The organism is Streptomyces sp. NPDC059142, from assembly GCF_042755665.1.
Lineage (GTDB): Bacteria > Actinomycetota > Actinomycetes > Streptomycetales > Streptomycetaceae > Streptomyces.
Genome location: NZ_JBHZDA010000078.1, coordinates 10,394 through 23,090 on the forward strand (window position 1 = coordinate 10,394; position 12,697 = coordinate 23,090).

The window sequence follows — 12,697 nt, forward strand, 5'->3', positions numbered from 1 at the left end:
GCGCCCTCACCCCCCGGCCCCCCAATCTCGACGTACCCCGGGAGCGGGCCGTGGTGGAGCCCGTCCCGGGTACCGGCGTCAACGACTCGCCTCTCGGAGAGCCCGCGGCGTCACGTCGGACGCGTCCGGCCCCAGCCCCTGGGGAACAGGGTCATGCGCCGCAGTCGTACTGCTCGGCCAGGTTGTCGGCGGCCTCCAGGACCACGGTGCGGGAGGCCCTGGCGAGGGCCGCGTCGTCCCAGTTCTCCGCCACGACGACGCCGGGCGCGACCTTCAGCGTGACGGTGACGTACTCGGCGTCCGCCTTCATCCCCTGCGGACACCCGGCGGGGAGCTGGACCTCGCTCTGCCGGGGGCCCACCCACCCCGAACGGCCTTCGGCAAGCCGAGTGGCCCCTTTTACGGGGGTGTTCAGGGTGTTGGTGGGGCGGGCATCGACGGTGTACTGGGGTCGGTCCGCCGCGCCCCCCTCCGGGGCCCGGTTGACGAAGCAGATGGTGGAGAAGACAGGGTCCGCGCCGCGTTCTCCGCTCTCGTGCTCATCGACGGTGAGCCGGCCGCCCTGGCCGTCGTACAGCAGACCGGCCGTCTTCTCCGTGAGCATGCCGAGGCACAGGTTCTGCGCGCGCAATTCCTTCAGCGGGCTGGGCCACAGCTCGACAGCGGCGACGACTGCCGCCGCGACCACGAGCACGGCAGGCAGCACCAGGTACTTCTTGTTCATCGGTTACCGCTCGCCCATCTTCATGTCGGCGTCCTTGATGCCGTTCTGGTACCACTGCTGGGCGGTCGGCTGGATGCCGTCCTCGTACTCCCCGGGGCTCGCGTCCAGCTCCGACGTGGTGAGACCCTGTTCCTTCGCCGCCTGGCTCAGCATGGCGTACATCTGTTTCTCACCGCTGTCGTAGTGGTTGATCATGTTGTTGCGGGTCTCGGCATCGATGTTCGCGTTGAGATCGTTCATGTAGGCGGCCGTGCCGACGTCGATCCCCCGCTGGATGGCATCGCCCGCGACAGGGATGAGGTGGGCATGTCCGCGGCTCCTTACCGGAAGAACTGACTGATCTTGGATGCGGACACGGCGCCCTCGCCGCCCGGCGCGACGGGTCCGATCACGCGGAGCTGCGCGTCGATCCATTCGTCATGGGCCTTGTTGGACTTCTTCGTGTAGTCGAGGTGGTTGGAGATGTGCGCACATGCCTGGAGAAGGGTCTTCACCTGGGTCTCCCAGGTCTTGTTCACCTCCGTGAGCGCGGCGCCGGCGTCGAACCGCCCGTGCCGCCCGCCTGGTTCAGTCTCATCGTGACGGCCGCCCTCTCCGCGGCCCACTCTTCTTCGAACGACATCGTCGAATCCCCCGTTTTCCCTGGTCGCAAAGCCGCCCCGCCGGCCACGCGCCCCACCTGGGCGGCGACCGACAGCGGCTGACCGATCATAAGTACGGGTTCTGCGCAGCGCGAGCACCGCCGCCGGAGCCGGTCGTACCGCGGAGTTCACGATGTCCACGGCGCGCACCACCTGCGCGGGGATGCGGCGTGACTCGGCGGAAGCCGGTCTGGGACCCGTCCTTGAGCGGTTACGGTTTCCCGGTTCCCTCCTGCGTCAGGGCCCGCAGCGCCACGTTGAGGCGCAGGACGTTGACGCGGGGCTCGCCGATGAAGCCCAGGGTGCGGCCCTCCGTATGGGCGTCGACCAGGGCCCGTACGCGTTCCGCCGGGAGGTGGTTGCGGGCCGCCACGCGGTTGACCTGGAGTCGGGCGTACGCCGGGGAGATGTCCGGGTCGAGGCCCGAGCCCGAGGAGGTGACCGCGTCCGGGGGGACGGCCGAGGGCGGGATCGGGTGGCCCGGGACGGAGTTGTCCCGGATGACCTCGGCCTTGGCCTCCGTCACCCAGCGGATCAGCTCCTCGCTGTCGCCCGCCCGGTTCGTCGCGCCGGAGAGCAGCAGCCGGTACTGGGTGTTGACGGTGTTCGTGGACAGGCCCCGGGACGGGCGGGGCTGGAACCAGCGCAGGTCCGGGCGGGCCGGTTCGGTGGCGTCGGACGGGTTCCGCTTCGGCAGGAGGTAGCTCTGGCCGATGAGTTCCGAGCCGACCACCTTGCCCCCGGAGGTGAGCTCCGAGCCGTTGGCCCGGTGGGCGAAGAGGCCCTGGGCGACGCCGGTGACGGCCAGCGGGTAGAGGACGCCGCAGACCACGGTCAGGACGAGCAGGGCGCGCAGCCCGGCCCACAGCAGGCGCGTGGTGGTGCGTACGGAGGTGTTCATGACGGTCAGCCGATTCCGGGGATGAGGGAGATGAGCAGGTCGATGATCTTGATGCCGATGAACGGGGCGATCAGGCCGCCGAGTCCGTAGATCCCGAGGTTGCGCCGGAGCATCCGGTCCGCGCTGGTCGGCCGGTACCGTACGCCCCGCAGGGCCAGCGGTACGAGCACGATGATGATCAGCGCGTTGAAGACGACCGCCGAGAGGATCGCGGACTCGGGCGAGGTCAGCCGCATGATGTTGAGCTTGTCCAGGCCCGGGTGGACGACCGCGAACATCGCCGGGATGATCGCGAAGTACTTGGCGACGTCGTTGGCGATGGAGAACGTCGTCAGCGCGCCCCGCGTGATCAGGAGCTGCTTGCCGATCTCCACGATCTCGATCAGCTTGGTCGGGTTGGAGTCCAGGTCCACCATGTTCCCGGCCTCCTTGGCGGCCGAGGTGCCGGTGTTCATCGCCACGCCGACGTCCGCCTGGGCGAGCGCGGGCGCGTCGTTCGTGCCGTCGCCGGTCATCGCGACGAGCTTGCCGCCCGCCTGTTCCCGTTTGATCAGGGCCATCTTGTCCTCGGGCGTGGCCTCGGCGAGGAAGTCGTCCACGCCCGCCTCGTCCGCGATCGCCTTCGCGGTCAGCGGGTTGTCGCCGGTGATCATGACGGTCCTGATGCCCATGCGGCGCAGCTCGTCGAACCGCTCGCGCATGCCGTCCTTGACGACGTCCTTGAGGTGGATGACGCCCAGGACGCGGGCGCCCGCGCCGTCCTCGACGGCCACCAGCAGCGGCGTACCGCCGGCCTGGGAGATCGCGTCGGTCAGTGCGCGGGTGTCCGCCGACACCTGGCCGCCGTGTCCGGTGACCCAGGCGGTCACCGAACCCGCCGCGCCCTTGCGTACCTTGCGCGCGGCGCCGTCCTCCGTGATGTCGACGCCCGACATCCGGGTCTGCGCCGTGAAGGCGATCCACTCGGCGCCGGCCAGTTCGCCCTGGTGGCGTTCGCGCAGCCCGTACCGCTCCTTGGCGAGTACGACGACGGAGCGGCCCTCGGGTGTCTCGTCGGCGAGGGAGGAGAGCTGGGCGGCGTCGGCCAGTTCGGCCGGGTCCGTGCCGCGTACGGGGACCAGTTCGGCGGCCTGCCGGTTGCCGAGCGTGATCGTGCCGGTCTTGTCGAGCAGCAGCGTCGACACGTCGCCCGCGGCCTCGACCGCGCGCCCCGACATGGCCAGGACGTTGCGCTGGACGAGCCGGTCCATTCCGGCGATGCCGATCGCGGAGAGCAGTGCGCCGATGGTCGTCGGGATCAGACAGACCAGCAGCGCCGCCAGTACGATCATCGACTGCTCGGCGTGGGCGTACCGGGCGAACGGCTGGAGGGTGACCACCGCCAGCAGGAAGACGATCGTGAGCGACGCGAGCAGGATGTTCAGCGCGATCTCGTTGGGCGTCTTCTGCCGGGCCGCGCCCTCGACCAGGGCGATCATCCGGTCGATGAACGTCTCGCCCGGCCGGGTCGTGATCTTGACGACGATCCGGTCGGAGAGCACCTTCGTACCGCCGGTGACGGCCGAGCGGTCGCCGCCCGACTCGCGGATGACGGGGGCGGACTCGCCGGTGATCGCGGACTCGTCCACGGAGGCGACGCCCTCGGTCACATCGCCGTCGCCGGGGATGATGTCGCCCGCCTCGCAGACCACCAGGTCACCGACGCGCAGCTCCGTACCCGGGACGCGCTCCTCGCCCGCGCCGGGGCCCCGGCCGGTGAGCCGGCGCGCGACCGTGTCGGTCTTGGCCCGGCGCAGGGTGTCGGCCTGCGCCTTGCCCCGGCCCTCGGCCACCGCCTCGGCCAGATTGGCGAAGACCACGGTCAGCCAGAGCCAGCCGGCGATCGCCCAGCCGAACCAGGCGCCCGGGTCGAGGATCGCCAGCACGGTGGTGAGGACCGAGCCGACCTCGACCACGAACATCACCGGGGACGCGATCATCACCCGGGGGTCGAGCTTCCTGAGCGCGTCCGGGAGCGATCCGATCAACTGCCGGGGGTCGAAGAACCCCACGCCGACCCGTCCGGCGGTGCCGGTGGAGCCGGCGGATCCGCCGGAGAGGTCGCTGTGCGGCGCGCGGTCCGGACCGGGGGCGGAGGTGGGGGCGGGTGTGGACATCGCGTCCTCGTGCTTCTTCCTACGTGTACGAGCGGTCATGACGCCAGCCCCTCGGCCAGCGGCCCCAGCGCCAGCGCGGGGAAGTAGGTCAGCCCGGTGACGATCAGGATCGCGCCGACGAGCAGGCCGGTGAACAGGGGTTTGTCGGTCCGTAGGGTGCCCGCCGTCGAGGGGACGGGCCGCTGTTCGGCCAGCGAGCCCGCGAGCGCGAGCACGAACACCATGGGGACGAAGCGGCCGAGCAGCATCACGATCCCGAGGCTCGTGTTGAACCACTGGGTGTCGGCGTTGAGCCCGGCGAAGGCCGAGCCGTTGTTGTTGGCCGCCGAGGTGTACGCGTAGAGGATCTCGGTGAAGCCGTGCGGCCCCGAGTTGGTCAGCGAGTGCACCGGGGTGGGCAGCGCCAGGGCGACGGCCGTGAAGCAGAGCACCAGCGCCGGGGTGACGAGGATGTAGCAGGCGGCGAACTTGATCTCGCGGGTGCCGATCTTCTTGCCCAGGTACTCGGGTGTCCGTCCGACCATCAGACCGGCGAGGAACACCGCGATGACGGCCATGATCAGCACCCCGTACAGCCCGGAGCCGACCCCGCCGGGCGCGATCTCGCCGAGCTGCATGCCCAGCAGCGCGATCCCGCCACCGAATCCGGTGAAGGAGGAGAGGAAGGCGTTGACCGCGCCGGTCGAGGTGAGCGTGGTGGCGACCGCGAAGATCGACGAGCCGCCGACCCCGAACCGGGTCTCCTTGCCCTCCGTCGCACCGCCCGCGATGTCGAACGCCGGGGCGCCGTGGTGGAACTCGGTCCACATCATCAGCGCGGTGAAGCCGAGCCAGATCGTCACCATCGCGGCGAGGATCGCGTACCCCTGCGCGACCGAGCCGGCCATCCTGCCGAACGTACGGGTCATCGCGAAGGGGATGAGCAGGATGAGGAAGATCTCGAAGAGGTTGGAGAAGCCGTTCGGGTTCTCGAAGGGATGGGCGGAGTTGGCGTTGAAGTAGCCGCCGCCGTTGGTGCCCAGCTCCTTGATCACCTCCTGGGAGGCGACCGCGCCGCCGTTCCACTGCTGCGGCCCGCCCAGGAACTGCCCGACCTCGTGGATGCCGGCGAAGTTCTGGATGGCCCCGCAGGCGACGAGGACGACGGCGCCGACGACGGAGATGGGCAGCAGGATCCGTACGGTGCCGCGCACCAGGTCGGCCCAGAAGTTGCCCAGTTCACCGGTACGGGCGCGGGTGAAGCCCCGTACGAGCGCCACCGCGACGGCCATGCCGACGGCGGCGGAGAGGAAGTTCTGCACGGCGAGCCCGCCGGTCTGGACGACCGGGCCCATGGACTGCTCGCCGTAGTACGACTGCCAGTTGGTGTTGGAGACGAACGACGCGGCGGTGTTGAACGCCTGGTCCGGGTCGATCGAGGAGAAGCCGAGCGAGCCGGGGAGTCCGCCCTGGACGCGCTGGAGCAGATAGAGGAAGAGGACACTCACCGCGGAGAAGGCGAGGACCCCGCGCAGATAGGCGGGCCAGCGCATCTCGACGGCCGGGTCGGCGCCGATGGCCCGGTAGATCCACTTCTCGACCCGCAGATGACGGACGGAGCCGGAACCGGCGGCGGGGGCCGGGGCGTACACACGGGCCATGTGGTCGCCGAGCGGACGGTACGCGAGCCCCAGCGCCACGATCAGCGCGAGCAACTGGAGCGCACTGGCGAGGACAGCACTCATGACGGGGCTCAGAACCTCTCCGGGAACAGCAGGGCGAGGACGAGATATCCCAGCAGGGCGACGGCCACGACCAGGCCGACGATGTTCTCGGCGGTCACAGCTTCGTCACCCCCTTGGCGACGAGGGCCACCAGCGCGAAGACCGCGACCGTGGTGACGACGAAGGCCAGATCGGCCATCGTGAGCTCCTGAATGAGGTTCGGTACGGGTGAGGTACGGAGGGGAACGGGCGCCCCGGGAGGAACAGGTGTCCTGAGGGGAACGGGCGTCCGGGAGAAACCGGGCGCCCTCGCCCGGAGGAAACCGGACGTCCTGAGGAAACCCCCTCATTCGGGGCTTCCGGCTTCCGTTGACGGTGTCCATACGGCCCCGGTGGCGCGCTTGACGGCTCTCTTACGCCCTGCGGGGATCCCCGGTCGGCGCGGACGCCGGCTGGATACGATGGAGGGCGGCTCCGCGCGTTGACGCTGCTGATATGAGCGAGGAAAGGAATCCTTGGATATGACGACCGAGACGTTCGAGTTTCAGGTGGAAGCACGCCAGCTCCTCCAGATGATGATCCATTCGATCTACTCGAACAAGGATGTATTTCTTCGTGAGCTGGTCTCCAACGCCTCCGACGCGCTGGACAAATTGCGACTGGAAGTTCTCCGTAGCGAACTCCAGGAGGACGTGTCGGACCTCCATATCGACCTTGAGGTCGACAAGGAACAGCGCACGCTGACTGTACGTGACAACGGCATCGGAATGTCGCACGACGATGTGGTGGACCTCATCGGAACCATCGCGAATTCCGGTACGGCGAAGTTCCTGAAGGAGATGAAGGAAGCCAAGGAGGCGCAGGACGCGGCGGCCTCCGAAGAACTCATCGGGCAGTTCGGTGTGGGCTTCTACTCCAGCTTCATGGTGGCCGACGAGGTCACCCTGCTCACCCGGCGCGCGGGCGAGAGCAAGGGGACCCGTTGGCAGTCCACCGGCGAGGGCACGTACACGGTCGAGACGGTGGACGAGGCGCCGCGGGGCACGTCGGTGACGCTGCGGCTGAAGCCGGAGGACGCCGAGGACCAGCTCTTCGACTACACGTCCGCGTGGAAGATCAAGGAGATCGTCAAGCGGTACTCGGACTTCATCACCTGGCCCATCAGGATGGCCGCCGAGGCGAAGCCCGCCACGGACCCGGCGGACGCCGGCGCGGACGGGGCGGACTCCGCCGGGACCGCCGGGGAGAGCGCGGGCGAGGACGCCGGGGCGGCGCCCGAGCCCGAGACGATCAACTCGATGAAGGCGCTGTGGGCCCGCTCCAGGAGCGAGGTGACCGACGAGGAGTACAGCGAGCTGTACAAGCACGTCAGCCACGACTGGAACGACCCGCTGGAAACCATCCGCATGCAGGCGGAAGGCACCTTCGAATATCAGGCACTGCTCTTCCTCCCGTCCCACGCACCGCAGGACCTGTTCACGCAGGGGAGCAAGCGCGGAGTTCAGCTCTATGTGAAGCGCGTCTTCATCATGGACAACTGCGAAGCGCTGATGCCCGATTATCTGCGTTTCGTCAAGGGTGTGGTCGACGCCCAGGACCTTTCACTGAACGTGTCGCGCGAGATTCTTCAGCAGGACCGGCAGATCCAGTTGATGCACCGGCGCCTCGTGAAGAAGGTTCTCTCGACGGTGAAGGAGATGATGGCCGACCGTCCGGAGTCGTACACGACGTTCTGGAAGGAATTCGGCCGGGTCCTCAAGGAGGGTCTGCTCAGCGACTTCGAGAACCGGGACGCGATTCTCGGCGTCTCGTCGTTCGCCTCGACCCACTCCCCCGACGGAGAAGGCGGGGTGACCACCCTCCAGCAGTACGTGGAGCGCATGAAGGAGGGGCAGCAGCACATCTTCTACATGACGGGCGAGTCCCGTGCGGCGATCGAGAACTCGCCGCACATGGAGGCTCTGCGCGCCAAGGGCTTCGAGGTGCTGCTGCTGACCGACCCCGTCGACGAGGTGTGGGTCCAGTCGGTCCCCGAGTTCGACGGCAAGCCGCTCCAGTCGATCGCCAAGGGCGAGGTCGACCTCGACACCGAGGAGGAGAAGAAGGAGGTCGAGGCCGAGCGCGAGAAGCAGCAGCAGGACTTCGCCCCGCTGCTGACCTGGATGTCCGGGAAGCTGAGCGAGCAGGTGAAGGAGGTGCGGCTCTCCTCGCGCCTCACGGTGTCGCCCGCCTGCATCGTCGGCGACACGTTCGATGTGACGCCCGCGCTGGAGAACATGTACCGGGCCATGGGCCAGGACGTGCCCCACATCAAGCGGATTCTCGAACTCAACCCGACGCACCCGCTGGTCGCGGGCCTGCGCACGGCCCACACGGCCCACACGGGATCCGCCGGATCGAAGGACACGGCGGAGGGCACGGCGGAGGACGCGACGGAGGGCACGGCGGCCACGGGCTCCGACGACGCCGGCCTCGCCGAGGCCGCCGAGCTGGTCTACGGAATGGCGCTCCTCGCGGACGGCGGCGAGCTGGCCGACCCCTCGCGCTTCGTCAAGCTGATGGCGGACCGGCTGGAGCGGACCCTGTAGTTTCCTGCTTCCGGATTCCCGGGCTTCCGGCCGCGAGATACGGAACACTCTGGAGGGCGGTCACCGGTGACGGTGGCCGCCCTCCGGCGTACGTACGCGCCCCTCCGCACGCCCCGAAGCGCGCCCCGTGCACCATGGTTCAAAGATTGCGCAACCTCTAAAGTATTGACCATGGATGATCACGGCAGAACGGAATGGGAAGTCGCGGTCCTCGACGGAGGACCCGCGAACGGGGTACGGATGCGGGTCGCCGACCGGCCGTCCGTGGTGCAGGTGACGTACCCCTGCGAGCTGGACGGCCCGTCGGGCGGCGCCCAGGTGGACGCGCTCTTCGTCTACCGGCGCGACCCGCGCGTACAGGGCGAGCCCCTGCGGTACGGCTTCGACCTGGCCAGCCCCTGAAGCCCTGACGGGACCGGACGCGCCCTCAGCGGTTCGAGGGGGAAGGAGGGGAAGAGGGAGAAGGAACGGGAGAGGCCGAGGAAGACGAAGAGGGAGCGGGGGCGGGAGCGGGGGACGGCGCGGAGGAGAACGGCGCGGAGGAGGACGGGGCGGCGGGCGGGGTGGCTCCGCCCGCCACAGCACCGTCCTCCTCCTTCATCGCCTTCGTCTCGCTCTTGAGGATGCGCAGCGACTTGCCCACGGCCCGCGCGGTGTCCGGCAGCTTCTTGGAGCCGAACAGGACGATGATCACGATGGCCACGATCAGCAGGTGCCAAGGCTCCAACCCGTTACGCAACATGCCGCCCCGCCTTCCTCTCGTCGAAATCCCCGGATCCCTCGTCGAATCCCGGATCGGCCGCACCCCGTGTCACTCCCGCACCCGGGGCCCGCACCTCTCACTAAAGTTGCTACATTGCGCAACTGTACAACCAAGAGGCCGGCCAGAGGGATGAGGGCGCAGAGATGGCAGGCAGTCGACAGCAGCAGACGGCGTCCGCGCGCACCAGCCGTCGCGCCGCGCCCGCCCGCTCCCGGCGGCGGAAGCGGAGCGGGCTGCGCACGTCGTTCGTCGTCACCCTGTCCCTGCTCGTGCTCGCCTCCGCCGGAATCGGCTGGGTCTACCTCAAACTCAGCGGCAACATCAACACCTTCAGCGCGGGCGGTCTCTCCGACAACCGGCCCGCCGGCTCGTCCAAGGGCCAGAACGTGCTGGTCATCGGCTCGGACGCGCGGACGGACGGCAACAGTTCGCTGGGCGGCGGCGACAAGGACGACATCGGCCGCTCCGACACCGCGTTCCTGCTGCACATCTACGCCGACCACCAGCACGCGGTCGCCGTCTCCATACCGCGCGACACGCTCCTGGACATCCCGCCCTGCCGGCTGCCCGACGGCACGTGGACGAAGACGCAGGTCAACACGATGTTCAACGCGGCCTTCTCCGTGGGCCAGAGCGCCCAGGGCAACCCCGCCTGCACCCAGAACACCGTCGAGCACCTCACCGGACTGCGCGTCGACCACACCGTCGTCGTCGACTTCAAGGGCTTCGCGAAGCTGACCGAGGTCGTCGGCGGGGTCCAGGTCTGCCTGCCCCAGGACATCTACCAGAAGGACCTCAACCCCAACCGCGCCACCCAGGGCCGGCGGATCTTCACCGAGGGCGCCCAGACCGTCTCCGGCCAGCAGGCGCTGGACTACGTGCGGATCCGGCACGGGATAGGCGACGGCTCCGACATCGGCCGGATCAAGCGCCAGCAGGCTTTCGTCGCCGGTCTGCTCAAGAAGGTGAAGAGCGACGGCCTCACCCCCACCAAGCTGCTGCCGCTCGCGAACGCGGCGACGCGGTCCATGACCGTGGACCCGGGGCTCGGCTCCGCCGACAAGCTGATCAGCTTCATGATGTCGCTCAAGGACATCGACCTGCACAACACCAAGTTCGTCACCATCCCCTGGCGGTACGAGGGCGCGCGCGTCGCGATCGTCGAACCGGACGCCTCCGAGCTGTGGGCGGCGCTGAAGGCGGACCGTACGGTGGACGGCAAGGACGCCAGCGGCGCGAAGGGCAAGGGAGCGGGCGAAGCGGCCGGGACCGCCACCGCCTCCCCCACGCCGAGCGCCACCGGCGAGGTCTCCGGCGGCGGCATCAGCGTCGCCGTCTACAACGGCACCACCGTCACCGGGCTGGCCGCCCGCGCCTCCCGTGCCCTCACGGACCACGACTTCGTCGTCACCGGCACCGCGACGGCGAGCAGCCAGGACCACACCACCACGGTGATCGAGTACGGGGCCGGGCTGGAGGACCGGGCGAAGACGGTCGCGCGCCTCTTCCCCGGGGCGGAGGTCAAGGCGGTGTCGACCACCTCGGGCATCGATGTCGTGCTCGGCACGGCGTACGCGGACACCCCGGCCGACGGGGCGTCCGGCGCCGCGGGCTCCCCTTCCGGACCGGCCGCCTCGCCCGGCTCCGTACCGTCCGCCGTGGCCGACGACGCCCGTTCGGCGGACGACGACCCCTGCTCGAACCTCTCCTACGGCTGACCGTACGGCCGCGCCTGCGGCCGGACGGCGACGCCCGCGCGCTCCGGTACGGATACGTGGCGCCGCTCGTGGCGTCCCCTCGCCACCGCGAGACCGGCCGCGTACAGCGCGAGAACCAGCGCGAGGAGCGCGTAGTACAGCGCGGGCAGCGACGGCATCCCGAGGACCGGGCCCAGCGGTGAGAGCGGCAGCAGCAGCCCGGTCACGGCGAGCCCGGCGGCGGCCCAGCGCACCGGACCGCCTCCGGTACGGCTCGTACGCAGCAGGAGCATCACCAGCGCCTGGGTGAGCAGGTTCTCCGTGAACCACCCGGAGTGGAAGGCCCCCTGGGTGGTCCCGTCCGCCGTCGTGTGCAGGGCGAGAGCGAGCACCGCGAACGTCGCCAGGTCGGCGGTGGCGTTGATCAGCCCGAACCGCGTGATGAACCGGAGGAACGCGCGCGACCGCAGCTCCGTCGGCCGGCGCAGCGCCGCCGCCCCCGGCCGGTCGTACGCGAAGGCGAGCTGCGCCGCGTCGAAACAGAGGTTCTGGACGAGGACCTGGGCCGGGAGCATCGGCAGGAAGGGCAGCAGCAGACCCGCGACGAGCATGGCGATGACATTGCCGAGGTTCGAGGAGAGCGTGATCCGCAGATAGGTCGCGATGTTGCCGCTGGAGTGGCGCCCGGCGCTGATCGCGTGGTCGATCGCGGTGAGGTCCTTCTTCGCCAGGACGACATCGCTGGACTCGCGTACGACGTCCACGGCGTCGCGCGGGCAGATCCCGACGTCCGCGGCGTGCAGCGCGGGCAGGTCGTTGACACCGTCGCCGAGAAACCCGGTGGTGTGGCCGTCGGCGCGTACGGCGGCGACGATACGGGCCTTGTGCTCGGGCGTGCAGCGCGCGAAGACGGTGGTGCGCCGGGCGACCTCGGCGAGTTCGGTGTCGGTGAGCCGGTCGATGCGGTCGGCGGTGACCACGCCGTCCTCGCCCGGCGGCCCCAGCGGCACCCCGAGGTCCTGGCAGGCGCGCGCCGCCGTTCCCGGATGGTCGCCCGTGAGGATCCGGACCGTGACGCCGCGGGACGCGAAGACCTTCAGCGCGTCGGCCGCGGTGGGGGCGAGGGCGTCGCGGAGGGAGACGAACCCCCGGAAGTCGAGGCCGCGTTCGTCGGCCGGGGTGTAGTCGCGGCGCCGGGCGGGCCGTTCGGCGGTGGCGACGGCCAGCAGCCGCAGCCCGCTGTCCGCCTCGCGGGCGGCGAGGGCGGTGAGCCGCGCGCGTTCGCCGTCGTCGAGCGCGCACCGCTGGAGGACGTCGGCGACGGCGCCCTTGACGACGAGGGTGTGGGTGCCCAGGCGTCCCGGCCGCCGTACGACCGCGGTGGAGAGCCGCCGTACGGGATCGAACGGCAGGGCGGCGACGCCCTCGTACCCGGCCGGGCCCCCCCCCGCCGCGGACGCGGGGGGGGGGGGGGGCGGGGGGGGGGGCGGGGGGGGGGGGGGAGGGGCCACACCCCCCACCCCC

The 12,697-nt window shown here is 70.0% G+C and carries 12 protein-coding genes; 3 read left to right on the forward strand and 9 right to left on the reverse strand.

The window, feature by feature from the left end:
* Window positions 1–151 precede the first annotated feature (151 nt).
* The 7 genes from ACFXPK_RS24455 to kdpF all read right to left on the reverse strand — a co-directional run bounded on the left by ACFXPK_RS24455 (window position 152) and on the right by kdpF (window position 6,244).
* Window positions 152–724 carry a hypothetical protein gene (locus ACFXPK_RS24455; RefSeq protein WP_385078582.1) on the reverse strand — a complete coding sequence of 191 codons (573 nt, stop codon included), beginning with the start codon at window positions 722–724 and terminating at the stop codon, window positions 152–154.
* Window positions 725–727: 3 nt separating this feature from the next.
* Complete coding sequence (locus ACFXPK_RS24460; RefSeq protein ID WP_385007784.1) at window positions 728–964, reverse strand: hypothetical protein; 237 nt, start codon at window positions 962–964, stop codon at window positions 728–730.
* An 80-nt stretch (window positions 965–1,044) separates the two neighbouring features.
* Window positions 1,045–1,242, reverse strand: a complete 198-nt coding sequence (locus ACFXPK_RS24465) for a hypothetical protein (RefSeq protein WP_385007786.1) — start codon at window positions 1,240–1,242, stop codon at window positions 1,045–1,047.
* Between the two features lie 334 nt (window positions 1,243–1,576).
* Window positions 1,577–2,266 (reverse strand): potassium-transporting ATPase subunit C, encoded by a 690-nt coding sequence (locus ACFXPK_RS24470; protein ID WP_385078586.1) that lies wholly within the window; start codon window positions 2,264–2,266, stop codon window positions 1,577–1,579.
* Between the two features lie 5 nt (window positions 2,267–2,271).
* The gene (gene kdpB / locus ACFXPK_RS24475) at window positions 2,272–4,422 is read right to left on the reverse strand and encodes a potassium-transporting ATPase subunit KdpB (RefSeq protein WP_385078622.1); all 2,151 of its coding nucleotides are present in this window, start codon (window positions 4,420–4,422) and stop codon (window positions 2,272–2,274) included.
* A gap of 35 nt (window positions 4,423–4,457) precedes the next feature.
* Window positions 4,458–6,146: a potassium-transporting ATPase subunit KdpA gene (gene kdpA, locus ACFXPK_RS24480; RefSeq protein WP_385078589.1), complete on the reverse strand. Its 1,689-nt coding sequence runs from the start codon at window positions 6,144–6,146 to the stop codon at window positions 4,458–4,460.
* A gap of 8 nt (window positions 6,147–6,154) precedes the next feature.
* Window positions 6,155–6,244, reverse strand: a complete 90-nt coding sequence (kdpF, locus tag ACFXPK_RS24485) for a K(+)-transporting ATPase subunit F (protein ID WP_037727062.1) — start codon at window positions 6,242–6,244, stop codon at window positions 6,155–6,157.
* A 402-nt stretch (window positions 6,245–6,646) separates the two neighbouring features.
* Between kdpF and htpG the strand changes: the two genes are divergently transcribed.
* A complete protein-coding gene (gene htpG, locus ACFXPK_RS24490) occupies window positions 6,647–8,713 on the forward strand; it encodes a molecular chaperone HtpG (protein WP_385005745.1) in 2,067 nt (688 codons plus the stop codon).
* 171 nt (window positions 8,714–8,884) lie between these two features.
* Window positions 8,885–9,115, forward strand: a complete 231-nt coding sequence (locus ACFXPK_RS24495; protein WP_385005743.1) for a hypothetical protein — start codon at window positions 8,885–8,887, stop codon at window positions 9,113–9,115.
* A gap of 25 nt (window positions 9,116–9,140) precedes the next feature.
* Here ACFXPK_RS24495 and tatA read toward each other — a convergent pair whose 3' ends face one another.
* Window positions 9,141–9,455, reverse strand: a complete 315-nt coding sequence (tatA, locus tag ACFXPK_RS24500) for a Sec-independent protein translocase subunit TatA (RefSeq protein ID WP_385078594.1) — start codon at window positions 9,453–9,455, stop codon at window positions 9,141–9,143.
* A gap of 164 nt (window positions 9,456–9,619) precedes the next feature.
* On the opposite strand from tatA, the gene ACFXPK_RS24505 reads away from it, so the two are divergent.
* Window positions 9,620–11,194, forward strand: a complete 1,575-nt coding sequence (locus ACFXPK_RS24505; RefSeq protein ID WP_385078597.1) for an LCP family protein — start codon at window positions 9,620–9,622, stop codon at window positions 11,192–11,194.
* Here ACFXPK_RS24505 and ACFXPK_RS24510 read toward each other — a convergent pair.
* Window positions 11,185–12,697, reverse strand: a 1,513-nt coding sequence (locus ACFXPK_RS24510) for an HAD-IC family P-type ATPase (RefSeq protein ID WP_385078600.1), incomplete at its 5' end; no start/stop codon positions are given. The two genes, ACFXPK_RS24505 and ACFXPK_RS24510, sit on opposite strands and share 10 nt — an antisense overlap.